Raw genomic sequence first — 18755 nt, forward strand, 5'->3', positions numbered from 1 at the left:
AAAGCTAGCCTAGGCTAGTTTTTTGGTGTTTAAATGCGTTTGAGTTTTTGATATAATGTTAGGCATAATTGCAAAGAGGTGACTGTGATGGATTTAACACAACGTTTTAATAAAAATTTAGATAAGATTGAAGTCTCAATGATTCGTCAGTTTGACCAATCAATTTCAGATGTTCCAGGTATTAAAAAGTTGACGCTTGGAGAACCTGATTTTACGACTCCAGATCATGTGAAAGAAGCAGCTAAAACTGCGATTGATGCGAACCAGTCACACTATACAGGTATGGCTGGACTTCCTGATTTGCGTCAAGCTGCTGCGAATTTTGTTAAGGAAAAATACAATCTAACTTATAACCCAGATAATGAAATTTTGGTAACTATTGGGGCCACCGAAGCTCTTTCTGCGACTTTAACAGCTATTTTGGAGCCAGGTGATACGATTCTTTTACCTGCACCAGCCTATCCAGGATATGAGCCGATTGCAAATCTAGTTGGGGCTGAAATTGTTGAAATTGATACAACAGCTAATGATTTTGTTTTGACACCGGAGATGTTAGAAAAGGCAATTTTAGAGCAAGGGAATAAGCTTAAGGCTGTTTTACTTAACTACCCAACCAACCCAACAGGTGTGACTTATTCACGCCAACAGATTGAAGATCTTGCTGAAGTTCTGAAAAAATATGATATTTTTGTTGTTAGTGATGAAGTATATTCAGAACTAACTTATGTAGATCAACATGTTTCTATTGCTGAATATTTGCCTGAGCAAACTATTTTAATCAACGGCTTGTCGAAATCTCATGCGATGACAGGATGGCGTATTGGTTTGATTTTTGCACCAGCAAGTTTGACGGCTCAGTTGATTAAGAGTCACCAGTATTTGGTGACGGCTGCAGCTACTATGGCACAATTTGCAGCTATCGAAGCATTATCTGCTGGTAAGGATGATGCACAACCAATGAAAGTTGAGTATTTGAAACGTCGTGATTATATTCTTGAAAAAATGACTGAACTTGGTTTCAAAATTATTAAACCTGATGGTGCCTTTTACATCTTTGCTAAGATTCCAGAAGGATATAATCAAGACTCCTTTAAGTTCTGTCAAGACTTTGCTCGTGAAAAAGCTATTGCTATTATTCCTGGCGTTGCTTTTGGGAAATATGGCGAAGGTTATGTTCGCTTGTCGTATGCAGCTAGCATGGACACTATTGAAACAGCTATGACTCGTTTGAAAGAGTTTATGGAAGAACATGCAGAAGCTTGAGAGTAGGGGGCTCGTCCTCTTCAATCGTAATTATCGTGAGAATGATAAGCTGGTTAAGATTTTTACTGAACAAGCTGGTAAACGGATGTTTTTTGTTAGAGGTGGTGGGTCAGGTAAATTGAGTGCTGTGATTCAACCTTTAAACATCGCTGAATTTATGATGACTGTAAATGATGAAGGTTTATCTTTCATAGAGGATTATAGTCAGGCAGAGTCTTTTAAGGAAATTACAAGTGATATTTTTAAGCTGTCTTACGCGACCTATTTAGCTGCCTTGACTGATGCTGCTATTGCTGACGGTGTGGTAGATGCGCAACTATTTGCATTTTTAAAGAAAACCCTTGAGTTAATGGAAGAGGGCTTAGATTATGAAATATTGACTAATATCTTTGAGATTCAAGTTTTGGACCGTTTTGGCGTACGATTGAACTTTCATGAATGTGTCTTTTGTCATCGTGTTGGTCTTCCTTTTGATTTCTCGTATAAGTTCTCAGGTTTACTTTGTCCCAATCATTACGAAGAAGATGAAAGGCGTAGTCATTTGGACCCTAATGTGCCTTATCTTTTAGATCGTTTTCAGGGTCTTTCGTTTGAAGAATTGAGAAGCATATCTGTTAAGGATGATATGAAACGAAAGTTGCGACAATTTATTGATGAGCTTTATGATAATTATGTTGGGATTCATCTTAAAAGCAAGAAGTTTATTGATAATCTAAATTCTTGGGGTCACATTATGAGTAAAGAAGATAGTGCTGATTAAGCATTATCTTTTTTTGTTTCACGTGAAACAGGAATGTAGAGGTTTTCAGTTTCCGGGGTTAAAATGCAGGTCAGTTCGTGCTATAATAAGAGGACAATAAGCTGAAAAACTCTGCTAGGGATAGTGACCGAGGGATGTCTATTGTTTAAGAGCAGAGGATGAGAGGGAGAATGCTATGCATGTAATTGCAGTGGATGCTATGGGTGGCGATAATGCGCCACAAGCGATTGTAGAGGGAGTTAACCAAGCTTTAGCAGAGTTCAAAGATATTGAAATCCAGCTTTATGGTGACGAAGCTAAAATCAAAAACTATTTGACAGCGAATGAACGTGTGAGCATTGTTCATACTGATGAAAAGATAAATTCGGATGATGAGCCCGTCAAAGCAATTCGAAAGAAAAAGAAAGCTTCGATGGTTTTGGGTGCACAAGCTGTTAAGGATAAAGCAGCGGATGCTGTAATCTCTGCAGGGAATACAGGTGCTCTTTTGGCTGCCGGTCTTTTTGTTGTTGGACGTATTAAGGGAGTTGAACGACCAGGTCTTATGTCAACGATGCCAAGTTTTACTGGTCAACCCTTTGATATGCTTGATCTAGGAGCTAATGCTGAAAATACAGCTAATCACTTACATCAATATGCTATTTTAGGCTCTTTCTATGCTAAAAATGTACGTGGAATTGCCAACCCTCGTGTAGGCCTCCTTAATAATGGGACTGAGAAAACAAAGGGGGATAGTCTTCGTAAGGAGGCTTTTGAGCTCCTATCTAAGGAGTCAAGTATTAACTTTGTTGGTAATGTTGAGGCGCGTGAAATCATGTCTGGAGCTGCTGATGTGGTAGTGGCTGATGGTTTCACAGGAAATGCGGTTCTTAAGGCAATTGAAGGAACTGGACTTGGCATAATGAAGACTCTTAAGTCAGCCATAATGAATGGTGGTCTCAAAGCTAAATTAGGTGCCTTCCTCTTGAAGGATAGACTTAAAGGCATGAAAGAGACGATGGATTATTCAAGTGCCGGTGGGGCTGTTCTTTTTGGTCTCAAGGCTCCTGTAGTAAAATGTCATGGATCTAGTGATGCTAAAGCAGTCTACTATACCATTAAGCAGGTTCGTACGATGCTCGATACAAAGGTGGTAGAGCAACTAGTTGACGCTTTCGACCCGAAAGAGGAGGCTAACTGATGAGTAGAGTAGAAATTCTTCAGAAAATGCAGCTCGTTATTCAAGAGCAATTGGGTAGGGAGGATATTGTTTTAACTGAAGCTACTAAATTAGATGACTTGGGTGTAGATTCAATAGAGCTTATGGAATTCATTATTAATTTGGAGGATGAGTTTGCCCTAGAGATTTCTGATAATACTATTGATCATATGGATAAGGTATCAGATTTGTTAGACTATTTGTCTGAGCAATTGAATAATAAATAAGAAAATTAGACTCTAGTTGTTAGATTCTAGAGGAATATAATAATGAAGCAACTATATGTTGCATGGTTATCATTTTATTGGAGTGAGATAAAAAGCTAAAAGTTACATTGATTTAGCACTATCTCACTCTTTTTTCTATACATTTTTTATTAAAAAACTCCAAGCAAAACTCTAAAACCGAACGTTGTTTATTTAATTGATAAATAAAGTTTGATATATGTTTGTTTTTGGTTTTTCGTGTGGTATAATTAAGATGAATAAACTTGAAAGGCGAACAATACCATGTCAAACCAACTGATTTATACTGGGAAAGCTAAAGATATTTATAATACAGAAGACGAAAATGTGATTAAGTCGGTCTATAAGGACCAGGCAACCATGCTTAATGGTGCTCGTAAGGAGACTATTAAGGGTAAAGGTGTGCTAAATAATCAGATTTCGTCTCTTATTTTTGAAAAATTGAATGCTGCGGGTGTAGCTACTCACTTTATTGAACGTATTTCTGACACCGAACAACTCAACAAGAAGGTTACTATCATTCCTTTGGAGGTTGTGCTTCGTAACGTGACTGCAGGTTCTTTCTCAAAACGATTCGGTGTTGAAGAAGGTTTGGAATTGAAAACTCCAATCGTTGAATTTTACTACAAAAACGATGATTTGGATGATCCATTCATCAATGATGAGCATGTGAAGTTTTTGGATATTGCCAATGATGAGCAAATTGCTTATATCAAGGAAGAAACACGCCGTATCAATGAATTGCTGAAAGATTGGTTTGAGCAAATTGGTCTTCGTTTGATTGACTTCAAATTGGAATTCGGTTTTGATAAGGATGGCAAAATTATCTTGGCAGATGAATTTTCACCAGATAACTGCCGTCTTTGGGATGCGGAAGGGCACCATATGGATAAGGATGTTTTCCGTCGTGATCTCGGTAGCTTGACAGATGTGTATGAAGTTGTATTGGAAAAATTGCAAAGCTTGAAGTAAAGTTTTACTTGGTCGTCACTACAATCTTTAAGTAGAAATAGATAAAGGAAATAAAATGGATAAACGTATTTTCGTTGAGAAAAAAGCTGATTTTCGTGTGAAATCTCGATCTTTAGTAAAAGAATTACAGCATAATATTCAGTTGAAAACCTTGAATGATCTTCGTATTGTACAAGTTTACGATGTCTTTAATTTAGCAGAGGATTTGTTTGCACGTGCGGAAAAACATATCTTTTCTGAACAAGTAACCGATACTGTTTGGGATGAAGCTGTGGTTAAGACTGATCTTGAGAAGTATGCTTTCTTTGCTATCGAAAGCTTGCCTGGTCAATTTGACCAACGTGCGGCATCTTCACAAGAAGCTTTGCTTTTGCTTGGTAGTTCAAACGATGTAACAGTGAACACAGCACAACTTTACTTGGTTAACAAGGATATTGATTCGAATGAGTTGGAAGCTGTCAAAAACTACCTCTTGAACCCAGTGGATTCTCGTTTCAAAGATATCACTGTTGGCATTGCGAAACAGGATTTCTCTGAGTCTGACAAGACTATTCCAAGCTTGGATTTCTTTGAGACTTATATGGCAGAAGATTTTGCTAAGTATAAGGCAGAGCAAGGATTGGCAATGGAAGTGGATGACCTTCTATTCATTCAAGATTACTTCAAGTCTATTGGTCGTGTGCCAACTGAGACTGAGCTTAAGGTTTTGGATACTTACTGGTCTGATCACTGCCGTCACACAACTTTCGAGACTGAGTTGAAGAATATTGACTTTTCAGCTTCTAAATTTCAAAAACAATTGCAGGCGACTTATGACAAATATATCTCCATGCGTGATGAGTTGGGACGTACGGAAAAACCTCAAACCTTGATGGATATGGCGACTATTTTTGGTCGTTATGAGCGTGCCAATGGCCGTTTAGATGACATGGAAGTGTCTGATGAAATCAATGCTTGCTCTGTTGAAATTGAAGTGGATGTCGATGGTGTGAAAGAACCATGGCTTCTCATGTTCAAGAATGAAACTCACAACCACCCAACTGAAATCGAACCATTTGGTGGAGCAGCTACTTGTATTGGTGGTGCCATTCGTGACCCATTGTCAGGTCGTTCATACGTTTACCAAGCCATGCGTATCTCAGGTGCTGGTGATATTACAACACCAATCGCTGAAACACGTGCTGGTAAATTGCCACAACAAGTGATTTCTAAAACAGCAGCTCACGGTTATTCTTCATACGGCAACCAAATTGGTCTTGCAACAACTTATGTTCGTGAATACTTCCACCCGGGTTTCGTTGCTAAACGTATGGAGCTAGGTGCCGTTGTCGGTGCGGCTCCTAAGGAAAATGTTGTCCGTGAAAAACCTGAAGCAGGTGATGTGATTATCTTGCTCGGTGGTAAGACTGGACGTGACGGTGTCGGTGGTGCGACAGGTTCTTCTAAAGTTCAAACAGTTGAATCTGTTGAAACAGCTGGTGCTGAGGTCCAAAAAGGGAATGCCATCGAAGAACGTAAGATTCAACGTCTTTTCCGTAATGGTGAAGTAATACGTCTTATCAAGAAATCAAATGACTTTGGTGCTGGTGGTGTCTGCGTGGCTATTGGTGAATTGGCAGATGGTCTTGAAATTGATCTAGACAAAGTGCCATTGAAATACCAAGGGTTGAACGGTACAGAAATTGCCATCTCTGAATCTCAAGAACGAATGGCTGTAGTGGTTCGTCCAGAAGATGTAGACGCCTTCGTTGCTGAATGTAATAAAGAAAATATTGATGCTGTTGTCGTTGCAACAGTGACTGAAAAACCAAATCTTGTCATGCACTGGAATGGCGAAACCATCGTTGATTTGGAACGTCGTTTCCTTGATACAAACGGTGTACGTGTGGTTGTAGATGCTAAGGTGGTTGACAAGGATGTCAAGCTTCCAGAAGAACGTCAAACATCTGCTGAAACCCTTGAGGCTGATACTCTTGAAGTCTTGGCTGACCTTAACCATGCCAGTCAAAAAGGTTTACAAACCATCTTTGATAGCTCAGTTGGTCGTTCAACAGTTAATCACCCACTCGGTGGTCGCTACCAAATTACACCAACAGAAGCTTCTGTACAGAAATTGCCAGTCCAATACGGCGTGACAACAACTGCTTCTGTTATGGCACAAGGATTCAACCCTTATGTAGCAGAATGGTCTCCATATCATGGTGCTGCCTATGCAGTAATCGAAGCAACAGCTCGTTTGGTTGCTACTGGTGCAAACTGGTCTAAGGCTCGTTTCTCTTATCAAGAATACTTCGAGCGTATGGATAAACAAGCAGAGCGTTTTGGTCAACCAGTATCAGCTCTACTTGGATCAATCGAAGCTCAGATTCAACTTGGTTTGCCATCTATCGGTGGTAAAGACTCTATGTCCGGTACCTTTGAAGAATTGACGGTACCACCAACCTTGGTTGCTTTTGGTGTGACAACAGCAGACAGCCGTAAGGTCCTTTCTCCAGAATTTAAAGCTTTTGGTGAAAATATTTACTATATTCCAGGTCAAGCTTTGGCACAAGAAATTGACTTCAAACTTATCAAGTCTAACTTTGCTAAGTTTGAAGCCATCCAAGCTGACCATAAAGTCACATCTGCATCAGCTGTCAAATATGGTGGTGTCGTTGAAGCGCTTGCCCTTGCAATATTTGGTAACCATATTGGTGCCACTGTAACCCTTGAAAATCTTGAGACTGCTTTGACAGCTCAATTGGGTGGATTCGTCTTCACATCTCCGGAAGAAATTTCAGGTGTTGCCAAGATTGGACAAACAGCAGCTGACTTTACACTTACTGTCAATGGTGTAACGCTTGATGGACACAAACTTGACAGTGCCTTCCAAGGTAAATTGGAAGAGATTTACCCAACGGAATTTGCACAAGCAACTGAGCTAGAAGAAGTACCTACTGTAGCATCCGATGCTGTGATCAAAGCTAAAGAAACAGTTGAGACACCAGTGGTTTACATCCCAGTATTCCCAGGTACTAACTCTGAGTACGATTCAGCTAAGGCCTTTGAAAAAGAAGGTGCCAAAGTCAACTTGGTACCATTTGTAACACTGAATGAAGAAGCTATTGTCAAGTCTGTTGACACTATGGTTGACAATGTCGAAAAAGCTAACATTATCTTCTTTGCAGGTGGCTTCTCAGCAGCCGATGAACCAGATGGATCAGCTAAATTTATCGTTAACATCTTGCTCAATGAAAAAGTACGTGCAGCCATTGATAGATTCATCGAACGTGGTGGTTTAATCATCGGTATCTGTAACGGATTCCAAGCCCTCGTCAAATCAGGTCTCCTTCCATACGGTAACTTTGAAGATGCAAGCAGTACGAGTCCAACCCTCTTCTACAACGATGCTAACCAACACGTAGCTAAGATGGTTGAGACACGTATTGCCAACACGAACTCACCATGGCTTGCTGGAGTGAAAGTTGGTGACATCCATGCCATCCCAGTATCACACGGTGAAGGTAAATTTGTCGTGACAGCTGAGGAATTTGCAGAGCTTCGTGACAATGGTCAAATCTTTACCCAATATGTTGACTTCGAAGGTAAACCAAGCATGGATTCTAAATATAATCCCAATGGTTCTGTCAATGCTATTGAAGGTATCACAAGCAAGAACGGTCAAATTATTGGTAAGATGGGACACTCAGAACGTTTCGAAGATGGTCTCTTCCAAAATATTCCAGGAAGTAAAGACCAGCACCTCTTTGCGTCAGCGGTTAAATACTTCACTGGAAAATAATAGAGCGAGTTTAGCGCGCTTAGTAATGATATTTTTCGCTGTAGCGATATTCCTAGATAACTTGAGAATTTTGCAAAATCGAGATCAAATTGGAAGAATGAGACGCTAGAGATAGCTACACTCATTCTTGTTACCTAAGGAAAATATCACAAATAAAAGGTATATAAAATGACATACGAAGTTAAATCTCTTAATGAAGAATGTGGTGTTTTTGGAATTTGGGGTCACCCAGATGCTGCCAAATTAACTTATTTCGGACTTCACAGTCTTCAACACCGTGGTCAAGAGGGTGCAGGAATTCTCTCAAATGATGCGGGTCAATTGAAGCGTCATCGTGATATGGGGCTTCTCTCAGAAGTTTTCCGTGATCCAGCCAACTTAGACAAGCTGACTGGTATGGCTGCTATCGGTCATGTTCGTTATGCGACTGCTGGTGAGGCTTCTGTAGACAATATTCAACCATTTATGTTTAAGTTTCACGATGGACAGCTTGGTCTTGCTCATAATGGGAATTTGACTAATGCAGAGTCACTAAGACATGAGTTGGAGAAGAATGGGGCCATTTTTAGCTCAACTTCTGATTCAGAAATATTAGCTCACTTGATTCGTCGTAGCCATAACACATCATTTATGGGAAAAGTAAAAGAAGCTCTGAACACTGTCAAAGGTGGATTTGCTTACCTTCTTATGATTGAGGACAAGCTTATTGCAGCTTTGGATCCAAATGGCTTCCGTCCACTTTCTCTTGGTAAGATGGCCAACGGTGCTATCGTAGTTTCATCTGAAACCTGCGCTTTTGAAGTGGTTGGTGCAGAATGGATTCGTGATGTAAATCCGGGTGAGGTTGTTATCATCGATGATAATGGCATCACTTACGATACCTATACAACAGATACGCAATTGGCTGTTTGTTCGATGGAGTATATATACTTTGCTCGTCCTGATTCAAACATTCAAGGTGTGAATGTCCATACGGCTCGTAAACGTATGGGAGCTCAATTAGCACGTGAGTTCAAGCATGAAGCGGATATTGTGGTCGGTGTGCCCAATTCATCACTTAGTGCGGCCATGGGATTTGCTGAAGAATCAGGCTTGCCAAATGAAATGGGCTTGATTAAAAATCAATACACCCAACGTACCTTTATTCAACCAACACAAGAATTGCGTGAGCAAGGAGTTCGTATGAAACTCTCTGCCGTATCAGGTGTTGTTAAAGGAAAACGTGTGGTCATGATTGACGATTCCATTGTTCGTGGAACAACGTCCCGTCGTATCGTTCAACTCTTGAAAGAAGCAGGGGCGACTGAGGTTCACGTGGCTATCGGAAGTCCAGCCCTTGCTTACCCATGTTTCTACGGTATCGATATTCAAACACGTAAGGAATTGATTGCCGCCAACCATACAGTTGAGGAAACACTCGAAATCATTGGTGCGGATAGCTTGACTTACTTGTCAATTGATGGCTTGATTGATTCCATTGGAATTGACACAGATGCACCAAATGGTGGCCTTTGTGTGGCCTACTTCGATGGCAAATATCCAACACCATTGTATGACTACGAAGAACGCTATTTGGAAAGTTTGAAAGAACACACTTCTTTCTATTAAGAGCAGTGCAGAAGAAAAAAAGAGGAAAAAATTATGTCTAAAAATGCTTACGCGCCACGTCTCACTACTGACTAAAAGCTAAAGCATTTGTCAGTAGACGCTTTGCCCTATGGGGCCAAAGCTAGAGACCTGACTAGTATTTTTAGATAAAAAGGTGGTTTATCTAAAAATACGTCGCAATTTTTCTCGAAAAAAGAAAAGGAATAAACAAATGACAAATAAAAATGCGTATGCCCAATCGGGTGTGGACGTTGAAGCAGGTTATGAAGTTGTTGAACGTATCAAAAAACACGTTGCCCGTACAGAGCGTGCAGGTGTCATGGGAGCTCTTGGTGGCTTCGGTGGGATGTTTGACCTTTCAAAAACAGGTGTCAAAGAGCCCGTTTTGATTTCAGGTACAGATGGTGTCGGAACTAAACTCATGCTTGCTATTAAGTACGACAAACACGACACTATCGGTCAAGATTGTGTCGCTATGTGTGTTAACGATATCATTGCTGCAGGTGCTGAGCCCCTCTACTTCCTTGACTATGTAGCGACTGGTAAAAATGAACCAGCGAAATTGGAACAGGTCGTTGCTGGTGTGGCTGAAGGTTGTGTGCAATCTGGTGCAGCCCTCATCGGTGGTGAAACTGCTGAAATGCCTGGTATGTACGGTGAAGACGACTATGATTTGGCTGGTTTCGCGGTAGGTATCGCAGAAAAATCACAAATCATCGATGGTTCAAAAGTGGCTGAAGGTGACGTGCTTCTTGGACTTGCCTCAAGCGGTATTCACTCAAATGGTTACTCACTCGTTCGCCGTGTCTTTGCTGATTACACAGGTGAAGAAGTCCTCCCAGAACTTGAAGGCAAAAAACTTAAAGACGTTCTTCTTGAACCAACTCGTATCTACGTCAAAGCGGCTTTGCCACTCATCAAAGAAGAATTGGTGAATGGAATTGCTCACATCACAGGTGGTGGTTTCATTGAAAATGTACCACGTATGTTCTCAGATGACTTGGCTGCTGAAATTAACGAAAGCAAAGTGCCAGTCCTTCCAATTTTCAAAGCCCTTGAAAAGTATGGTGAAATCAAACACGAAGAAATGTTTGAAATCTTCAACATGGGTATTGGTCTCATGCTTGCGGTTAAACCAGAAAATGTTGAACATGTCAAAGAACTTCTTGACGAACCTGTTTATGAAATCGGTCGTATTGTGAAGAAAGATGGCGCAAGTGTGGTGATTAAATAATGGTGATATCACCATTTTGTACAGAGAAATTGTAGAAAGGAGTGTTTAGTTAGGAAGCCTAACTGAACACGGGACTCATTTTCTAGGAAAAAAGAGAAATCATTTTGTGTGCAAGCACCCAGCAATGATTTCCTATTTTTCTACGAAACTGTTCGGCTAGCCGAAACGTCCCTTTGTATCGAATATGAAGATTGCTGTTTTTGCCTCTGGCAACGGCTCAAACTTTCAGGTGATTGCGGAACAATTTCCAGTAGAATTTGTTTTTTCAGATCACCGTAATGCCTATGTCTTGGAACGTGCCAAGAATCTTAATGTGGTTAGCCATGCCTTTGAACTCAAGGAATTTGACAATAAAGCGGCTTACGAAGAGGCTATCGTCAAACTCTTGGATGATCACCAGATTGACTTGATTTGTTTGGCCGGTTATATGAAAATCGTTGGCCCAACCTTACTATCAGCTTACGAAGGCCGTATTATCAATATTCACCCGGCTTATCTCCCTGAATTTCCAGGGGCTCATGGTATTGAAGATGCTTGGAATGCAGGCGTTAACCAGTCTGGTGTGACCATTCACTGGGTGGATTCTGGTGTTGATACCGGTAAGGTTATCAAACAAGTCCGTGTGCCACGCCTTGAAGGTGATACCCTTGACACTTTCGAAACTCGCATCCACGAAACAGAGTACAAACTCTATCCAGAAGTGTTGGATAGTTTGGGAGTTGCACGAAAATAAGAAAGCTCTCGAGCTGAAAGAAAATTTTCGATTGTAGCAGATAAAGAACTTTTTTAAAAAAAGGAAAAGAAAGAAAATGACTAAACGAGCACTTATTTCAGTCTCAGATAAAGCAGGCATTGTTGAATTTGCCCAAGAACTCAAAAAACTTGGTTGGGACATCATCTCAACAGGTGGTACCAAAGTTGCCCTTGATAATGCTGGGGTAGATACCATTGCCATTGACGATGTGACTGGTTTCCCAGAAATGATGGATGGTCGTGTGAAGACCCTCCACCCAATTATCCACGGTGGTCTCCTCGCTCGTCGTGACCTCGACAGCCACCTTCAAGCGGCTAAGGACAATAATATCGAATTGATCGACCTTGTTGTGGTGAACCTTTACCCATTCAAGGAGACTATTCTCAAACCAGACGTGACTTATGCTGACGCAGTTGAAAACATCGATATTGGTGGTCCATCAATGCTTCGTTCAGCAGCTAAAAACCACGCTAGCGTAACAGTTGTGGTAGACCCTGCTGACTATGCGGTTGTGCTTGACGAATTGTCAGCGAACGGCGAAACAAGCTACGAAACTCGCCAACGTTTGGCAGCGAAAGTATACCGTCACACAGCTTCATATGACGCTTTGATTGCAGAATACTTCACAGCTCAAGTGGGTGAAACAAAACCTGAAAAACTCACTTTGACTTATGACCTCAAGCAACCTATGCGTTACGGTGAAAACCCCCAACAAGACGCAGACTTCTACCAAAAAGGTTTGCCAACGGCTTACTCAATTGCTTCAGCTAAACAACTTAACGGTAAAGAATTGTCATTCAATAATATCCGTGATGCTGATGCTGCTATCCGTATCATCCGTGATTTCAAAGACCGTCCAACAGTCGTGGCTCTCAAACACATGAACCCATGTGGTATCGGTCAAGCTGACGACATTGAAACAGCTTGGGACTACGCTTATGAAGCTGACCCAGTATCAATCTTTGGTGGTATTGTAGTCCTCAACCGTGAAGTTGATGCTACGACGGCTAAGAAAATGCACGGTGTCTTCCTTGAAATCATCATTGCACCAAGCTACACAGATGAAGCACTTGAAATCTTGACTACCAAGAAGAAAAATTTGCGTATCCTTGAGTTGCCATTTGACGCTCAAGATGCTAGCGAAGCGGAAGCAGAATACACTGGCGTTGTCGGTGGACTTCTCGTTCAAAACCAAGACGTTGTTAAAGAAAGCCCAGCTGACTGGCAAGTGGTTACGAAACGCCAACCAACTGAAACAGAAGCGACAGCTCTGGAGTTTGCTTGGAAAGCTATCAAGTACGTCAAATCAAATGGTATCATCGTGACTAACGACCACATGACACTTGGTGTTGGCCCTGGTCAAACTAACCGTGTGGCTTCAGTCCGTATCGCCATTGAGCAAGCTAAAGATCGTCTTGATGGTGCTGTTCTTGCTTCAGATGCCTTCTTCCCATTTGCAGATAACGTGGAAGAAATCGCTAAAGCAGGTATTAAAGCAATCATCCAACCGGGTGGATCAGTCCGTGACCAAGAGTCAATCGAAGCGGCTGATAAACATGGTTTGACAATGATCTTTACAGGCGTTCGTCACTTCCGTCATTAAGAATTTTCAAAGCATCCAAGAAATTGGATGCTTTTTAGATGCCTTAAGCTTCCTTTAAGCTACCCTAGCTATACTACTACCATCCTAAAAAACTTTTCTTTTTCATAAATCTCCTAAGAGCTCGGCACCCGCTGGGCTTTTTTATTTCAGCACATCAAAAAAACAACCGTTCGCACGATTGTTCAATAGATTTAAGCCTTTTCAAGGACAGACTGAGTTACCCAAGTCTTGCGATTTCCGATTTGAACGAGGACGCCATCGCTAGGTGGGTCAATGGCTAGTACTTTGAAGTTACCTGGAATAGTAAAGGTCTCACCAGGATTGAGGTACTGGTCTGATGTTGGATTGCCTTGTCCATCAACTTCAAGAACGGGTCCAGGGTCAACGATATTGTGTTTGGTTGGTGTACCTCCAGCTAAATCTTGGCTAGTGATGGTATTTCCTGACACAGACGTGACACGGAAGGTACCTGTGAAGCGGACTGTATCACCAACTTTGATAGAAGAGTTAGTAGAATTTCCATTTTGAGCTCCTGGTTCGAGGTCTTTAAAGTGGATATAACCAGACACCTGACTCTTATGGAAACTGCGTTTATGGTATTTCTCAGGCCCTTGACCAGCATTGTAGTTGTATTCTTCAATAGTCACCTGATCACCATTTACCTCAGCTACCCAAGCAACATGTCCCATGTATCCAGCTCCGTTGACACCGTTTGAAAACCAAGCGATACTTCCAACAGCAGGATTCATATCTACACGATGTCCATTCGCTCGTGCAATTGGTCCCCAAGTGATGGCATTTCCATAACCTACAGGCAGAGTGAAACCGTTGGAGTTACTGAGGCGATAGGCCGCAAAGGATGTGCACTGACGCCAGTACATGGTCCATGGATCGACACCGATGCCACCGTATTTCCAAGAGGAAGGATAGTCATCTCCGAGGACAGCCGCCTGAGCGGAACTGCCACACGAAACCGAAATAGTCGCTAGACAAGCTAGCGGTAAGAGACAATTTAGTAATTTTTTCTTCATTTTAACCTCCACCTACCTATTCGCAGTTTTTCAGGAAAATGAGGATATTTTTGCGTTTAAGCCTCCCTTAAGTTGCTCAAGATATACTATCATCAATCCTAATTAACTTTTTTCATTTTCATAATCTCCCAAGAGGCGGTCCAAGTGGCCACCTTTTTTATGTCCAAATTTGGATACATACCCATATTTCCGAACAAATATGTTATAATGGTTATATATAATTCGTAAAAATAGCTAATTTTTTCCGAATGATTGTCGTTAACGGGCATTTGCCCCTGGTCTTATTTGATATTGAGGTATCTTTCAAATGAAACTTTTGGTTGTTGGTTCTGGTGGTCGTGAACATGCGATTGCCAAGAAATTATTGGAGTCTAAGGACGTTGAGCAAGTTTTCGTGGCTCCTGGTAATGACGGGATGACATTGGACGGTCTTGATTTGATCAATATCGGAATTTCCGAACATTCTAAGCTGATTGACTTCGCAAAAGCGAACGATATTGCTTGGACATTTATTGGTCCAGACGATTCCCTTGCGGCTGGGATCGTGGATGATTTCAATACGGCAGGACTCAAAGCATTTGGTCCGACCAAGGCTGCGGCTGAGCTGGAGTGGTCTAAGGATTTTGCTAAGGAAATCATGGTCAAATATGATGTTCCAACAGCAGCCTATGGCACATTTTCAGATTTTGAGGAAGCCAAGGCCTATATCGAGGAAAAAGGCGCTCCAATCGTCGTTAAGGCAGACGGCTTGGCCCTAGGTAAAGGTGTCGTCGTTGCTGAAACGGTTGAGCAAGCGGTCGAAGCTGCTCATGGGATGCTCTTGGACAATAAATTTGGTGACTCAGGTGCACGTGTGGTCATCGAGGAATTCCTTGATGGGGAGGAGTTTTCTCTATTTGCCTTTGTCAATGGGGACAAGTTCTACATCATGCCAACAGCTCAAGATCACAAACGTGCCTATGATGGTGACAAGGGTCCTAACACTGGTGGGATGGGGGCTTATGCGCCGGTTCCACACTTACCACAGAGCGTGGTTGACATGGCGATTGACACTATTGTCAAGCCAGTCCTTGAAGGTATGATTAAAGAAGGTCGTCCTTACACCGGTGTCCTTTACGCTGGTCTTATCTTGACAGCTGACGGCCCTAAAGTCATCGAGTTCAACTCTCGCTTTGGCGATCCTGAAACGCAAATCATCTTGCCTCGTTTGACTTCTGATTTTGCGCAAAATATCACTGACATTTTGGATGGTAAAGAGCCAACTATCACTTGGACGGATAAGGGTGTAACACTTGGTGTGGTTGTAGCCTCAAACGGCTACCCACTCGCTTATGAGAAGGGTGTTAAGCTTCCAGCCAAGACAGAGGGAGATATCATCACTTACTATGCTGGAGCTAAATTTGCTGAAAATGGCCAAGACCTTCTCTCAAACGGAGGACGTGTTTACATGTTGGTCACAACAGCAGACACCGTCAAAGACGGCCAAAACATTATCTACAACGAACTTAACAAACAAAATACAGAAGGCCTCTTCTACCGTACGGATATCGGTAGCAAGGCTAACAAATAATCAGCGACCGTAGGTCGTAAAAGGCGAGCGAAAGCGAGCTAATGAGCGACAATCACCACCGTTGTGAAAAAACGATTGGCTTTGTTAGCCAATCGTTTAGGGAAATCGGAAGACTTAAGGCTTCCGATTTAAGCATGAGCCCCCTTCGGTGGCTGCTGCCGTCCCTCACAACCTAAGGTGATTGTCAAAAAAAGGAAGAAAAAGGATATTAACTATGAAACCAGTAATTTCCATTGTCATGGGCTCAAAATCTGACTGGGCAACCATGCAAAAAGCCGCTGAAGTCCTCGACAACTTCGGCGTTGCTTGCGAAAAGAAAGTTGTTTCCGCACACCGTACACCGGACCTCATGTTCAAACATGCCGAGGAAGCACGTAGCCGTGGTATCAAGGTCATCATCGCGGGTGCTGGTGGTGCTGCTCACTTGCCAGGGATGGTCGCAGCTAAAACGACCCTTCCGGTTATCGGAGTACCAGTCAAATCACGTGCCCTCAGCGGTGTGGATTCGCTCTATTCCATCGTTCAGATGCCAGGTGGTGTACCAGTTGCAACCATGGCTATCGGTGAAGCTGGTGCGACTAATGCTGCCCTCTTTGCCCTCCGTCTCCTCTCAGTAGAAGACAAGGCCATTGCGGACGCACTTGCTAACTTTGCTGAAGAACAAGGAAAAATTGCAGAGGAGTCTACAAATGAGCTCAACTAAAACCATTGGTATCATCGGTGGTGGCCAGCTTGGTCAGATGATGGCTATCTCAGCTATCTACATGGGCCACAAGGTTATCACCCTTGATCCAGCATCAGATTGTCCATCTTCTCGTGTGTCTGAGGTTATCGTGGCACCTTATGACGATGTGGACGCCCTTCGCCAGTTGGCGGACCGCTGCGATGTTCTCACTTATGAATTTGAAAATGTCGACGCTGACGGCCTTGACGCTGTTATCAAAGACGGTCAACTTCCACAAGGGACAGACCTGCTTCGTATTTCACAAAACCGTATCTTTGAGAAAGACTTCCTCTCAAACAAGGCTAAAGTGACAGTTGCTCCTTACAAGGTTGTGACATCTAGCCTTGATTTGGAAGATATTGACCTTTCTAAAAAATACGTCCTCAAGACAGCGACAGGCGGTTACGATGGCCACGGTCAAAAAGTCATCACGTCAGCTGACGATTTGGAAGAGGCAAATTCCCTTGCTAACTCAGCTGAGTGTGTCTTGGAAGAGTTCGTTAACTTCGACCTTGAAATTTCAGTCATCGTGTCTGGTAACGGCAAGGATGTGACGGTTTTCCCAGTTCAGGAAAATATCCACCGCAACAACATCCTCTCTAAAACTATTGTGCCTGCCCGTATTTCTGATAGTCTAGCTGAGAAAGCTAAAGCTATGGCAGTGAAGATTGCTGAGCAACTTAACCTCTCTGGTACTCTCTGTGTAGAAATGTTTGCGACAGCTGATGACATCATTGTCAACGAAATCGCGCCACGCCCACACAATTCAGGGCACTACTCAATCGAAGCCTGTGACTTTTCACAATTTGACACGCATATCTTGGGTGTTCTCGGAGCACCACTTCCAGCAATTCACCTCCATGCACCTGCTGTCATGCTCAACGTCCTCGGCCAACACATCGAAGCAGCTGAGCGTTATGTCACAGAAAATCCAAGCGCCCACCGCCACATGTATGGTAAACTAGAAGCGAAGCACAACCGCAAAATGGGGCATGTGACTTTGTTTAGTGATGAACCAGATAATGTGGTTGAGTTTGGGAAAGGAATTGATTTTTAGGTGAGAATAGCAATCCTAGGACTCGGAGTCATTGGAACGACTTATGCCTATGCTTTTCAAAAAGCAGGTCATCAAGTAGAACATGTCCTTAGAGACAGTAAGCGGAACAATGCTCCCAAATCCCTCTCGGTTGATTTGCTAGATGGTCGCTATCATTCCAAAGGTGAGAACAAGCATGATACCTATGAGGTTCATGTGGCGGAAGCTGATTCGGAATATGATTTTATTTTTCTCAGTGTGCGTCATGGTTTTGTCAAAGGAGCCGTGGAAACCTTGCGAAAAAATAATATCAAAGGCACCCTTGTTTTCTTCTGTAATTTCTGGAATACACGAAAAGATGTCCAAGAGTGGGCAGGAGATTACGACTATATTCTGGCTTTTCCGACAGCGGGTGGTCATATGCAGGAGGACCATTTAGATGGTGTCTTGTTCGACCATTTAATGCTAGAAGGTGAGCAAAAAGCACACATTTCTAACTATGCTGATTTAAGGACTTTACTGACTTCTGCAGATTTGAAGTGGGAAGTTCCTCATGATATGGTCGAGTGGATTTGGATTCACATGGCGATTAATGCAGGTGTTACTTCGACAGCTGCGCGTTCGGGAAAATTGGAAAATCCAGAACAGCTGGCTTTGAACTTGATGAATAGTTCTTCGGAATTATCATTAGTCATTAAGGCCATTCGAGAAGCTTTGAAAGTGGTAGAAGTGCGTGGCGTAAATTTGAATCTTTACAAAGCCGAACTATTGCCATACAAAATTCCCGCTTGGATTGCAGGAAAAGCCATGAAAATCATGTTTGCGAAAAATGAGCTGACACGAAAAATCATGACCTTACACAATGATAAACAGGACATCTTCTATTGTTGTCAAAGTGTCTATCAGACCGGTCAGGAATTAGGTGTTGAGATGCCCATTCTTGAAGCAAATATGAAGGGCATTTCGCTTTAGGAGG

15 protein-coding genes are annotated in these 18755 nt (G+C 42.3%); 14 read left to right on the top strand and 1 reads right to left on the bottom strand.

Annotated features, from left to right (window positions below):
- The first annotated feature begins 87 nt into the window (after positions 1-87).
- The 10 genes from HMPREF9425_RS08455 (at position 88) to purH (ending at position 13418) form a co-directional block, all read left to right on the top strand.
- Positions 88-1263: a pyridoxal phosphate-dependent aminotransferase gene (locus tag HMPREF9425_RS08455; RefSeq protein ID WP_003098238.1), complete on the top strand. Its 1176-nt coding sequence runs from the start codon at positions 88-90 to the stop codon at positions 1261-1263.
- Positions 1250-2023, top strand: coding sequence for a DNA repair protein RecO (gene recO / locus HMPREF9425_RS08460; RefSeq protein WP_003098239.1), 774 nt, complete (start codon positions 1250-1252; stop codon positions 2021-2023). The genes HMPREF9425_RS08455 and recO overlap by 14 nt, the downstream gene beginning before the upstream one ends.
- Positions 2024-2198: 175 nt before the next feature.
- Positions 2199-3203, top strand: coding sequence for a phosphate acyltransferase PlsX (gene plsX, locus HMPREF9425_RS08465; RefSeq protein WP_003094986.1), 1005 nt, complete (start codon positions 2199-2201; stop codon positions 3201-3203).
- Positions 3203-3448, top strand: a complete 246-nt coding sequence (locus tag HMPREF9425_RS08470; RefSeq protein ID WP_003098242.1) for a phosphopantetheine-binding protein — start codon at positions 3203-3205, stop codon at positions 3446-3448. Before plsX ends, HMPREF9425_RS08470 begins: the two co-directional genes overlap by 1 nt.
- A 282-nt stretch (positions 3449-3730) precedes the next feature.
- Positions 3731-4438, top strand: coding sequence for a phosphoribosylaminoimidazolesuccinocarboxamide synthase (purC, locus tag HMPREF9425_RS08475; RefSeq protein ID WP_003098245.1), 708 nt, complete (start codon positions 3731-3733; stop codon positions 4436-4438).
- A 55-nt stretch (positions 4439-4493) separates the two neighbouring features.
- On the top strand, positions 4494-8219 hold the full coding sequence (locus HMPREF9425_RS08480; protein ID WP_003098247.1) for a phosphoribosylformylglycinamidine synthase: 3726 nt from the start codon (positions 4494-4496) through the stop codon (positions 8217-8219).
- Positions 8220-8387: 168 nt separating this feature from the next.
- Entirely contained in the window at positions 8388-9827 is a 1440-nt protein-coding gene (gene purF / locus HMPREF9425_RS08485) for an amidophosphoribosyltransferase (protein ID WP_003098250.1), read from the top strand.
- Positions 9828-10038: 211 nt separating this feature from the next.
- On the top strand, positions 10039-11061 hold the full coding sequence (gene purM, locus HMPREF9425_RS08490) for a phosphoribosylformylglycinamidine cyclo-ligase (protein ID WP_037621852.1): 1023 nt from the start codon (positions 10039-10041) through the stop codon (positions 11059-11061).
- 184 nt (positions 11062-11245) lie between these two features.
- On the top strand, positions 11246-11794 hold the full coding sequence (gene purN, locus HMPREF9425_RS08495; protein ID WP_003098257.1) for a phosphoribosylglycinamide formyltransferase: 549 nt from the start codon (positions 11246-11248) through the stop codon (positions 11792-11794).
- 76 nt (positions 11795-11870) lie between these two features.
- Positions 11871-13418, top strand: coding sequence for a bifunctional phosphoribosylaminoimidazolecarboxamide formyltransferase/IMP cyclohydrolase (gene purH, locus HMPREF9425_RS08500; protein WP_003098259.1), 1548 nt, complete (start codon positions 11871-11873; stop codon positions 13416-13418).
- A 191-nt stretch (positions 13419-13609) separates the two neighbouring features.
- Here purH and HMPREF9425_RS08505 read toward each other — a convergent pair whose 3' ends face one another.
- Positions 13610-14449, bottom strand: coding sequence for a CHAP domain-containing protein (locus HMPREF9425_RS08505; RefSeq protein WP_037621854.1), 840 nt, complete (start codon positions 14447-14449; stop codon positions 13610-13612).
- 307 nt (positions 14450-14756) lie between these two features.
- Between HMPREF9425_RS08505 and purD the strand changes: the two genes are divergently transcribed.
- The 4 genes from purD (at position 14757) to HMPREF9425_RS08525 (ending at position 18751) form a co-directional block, all read left to right on the top strand.
- Complete coding sequence (gene purD / locus HMPREF9425_RS08510; protein ID WP_003098266.1) at positions 14757-16019, top strand: phosphoribosylamine--glycine ligase; 1263 nt, start codon at positions 14757-14759, stop codon at positions 16017-16019.
- Positions 16020-16233: 214 nt separating this feature from the next.
- Positions 16234-16722: a 5-(carboxyamino)imidazole ribonucleotide mutase gene (gene purE / locus HMPREF9425_RS08515; RefSeq protein ID WP_003098268.1), complete on the top strand. Its 489-nt coding sequence runs from the start codon at positions 16234-16236 to the stop codon at positions 16720-16722.
- Entirely contained in the window at positions 16709-17800 is a 1092-nt protein-coding gene (gene purK, locus HMPREF9425_RS08520) for a 5-(carboxyamino)imidazole ribonucleotide synthase (RefSeq protein ID WP_003098269.1), read from the top strand. Before purE ends, purK begins: the two co-directional genes overlap by 14 nt.
- Positions 17801-18751, top strand: coding sequence for a ketopantoate reductase family protein (locus HMPREF9425_RS08525; protein WP_003098271.1), 951 nt, complete (start codon positions 17801-17803; stop codon positions 18749-18751).
- Positions 18752-18755 lie beyond the last annotated feature (4 nt).

It is taken from the genome of Streptococcus vestibularis ATCC 49124 (genome assembly GCF_000188295.1).
GTDB lineage: Bacteria > Bacillota > Bacilli > Lactobacillales > Streptococcaceae > Streptococcus > Streptococcus vestibularis.

Bases quoted from the DNA above. Each gene is read 5' to 3' on its own strand.
- HMPREF9425_RS08455 (WP_003098238.1), top strand. From the start codon at position 88: ATGGATTTAACACAACGTTTTAATAAAAATTTAGATAAGATTGAAGTC.
- recO (WP_003098239.1), top strand. From the start codon at position 1,250: ATGCAGAAGCTTGAGAGTAGGGGGCTCGTCCTCTTCAATCGTAATTAT.
- plsX (WP_003094986.1), top strand. From the start codon at position 2,199: ATGCATGTAATTGCAGTGGATGCTATGGGTGGCGATAATGCGCCACAA.
- HMPREF9425_RS08470 (WP_003098242.1), top strand. From the start codon at position 3,203: ATGAGTAGAGTAGAAATTCTTCAGAAAATGCAGCTCGTTATTCAAGAG.
- purC (WP_003098245.1), top strand. From the start codon at position 3,731: ATGTCAAACCAACTGATTTATACTGGGAAAGCTAAAGATATTTATAAT.
- HMPREF9425_RS08480 (WP_003098247.1), top strand. From the start codon at position 4,494: ATGGATAAACGTATTTTCGTTGAGAAAAAAGCTGATTTTCGTGTGAAA.
- purF (WP_003098250.1), top strand. From the start codon at position 8,388: ATGACATACGAAGTTAAATCTCTTAATGAAGAATGTGGTGTTTTTGGA.
- purM (WP_037621852.1), top strand. From the start codon at position 10,039: ATGACAAATAAAAATGCGTATGCCCAATCGGGTGTGGACGTTGAAGCA.
- purN (WP_003098257.1), top strand. From the start codon at position 11,246: ATGAAGATTGCTGTTTTTGCCTCTGGCAACGGCTCAAACTTTCAGGTG.
- purH (WP_003098259.1), top strand. From the start codon at position 11,871: ATGACTAAACGAGCACTTATTTCAGTCTCAGATAAAGCAGGCATTGTT.
- HMPREF9425_RS08505 (WP_037621854.1), bottom strand. From the start codon at position 14,449: ATGAAGAAAAAATTACTAAATTGTCTCTTACCGCTAGCTTGTCTAGCG.
- purD (WP_003098266.1), top strand. From the start codon at position 14,757: ATGAAACTTTTGGTTGTTGGTTCTGGTGGTCGTGAACATGCGATTGCC.
- purE (WP_003098268.1), top strand. From the start codon at position 16,234: ATGAAACCAGTAATTTCCATTGTCATGGGCTCAAAATCTGACTGGGCA.
- purK (WP_003098269.1), top strand. From the start codon at position 16,709: ATGAGCTCAACTAAAACCATTGGTATCATCGGTGGTGGCCAGCTTGGT.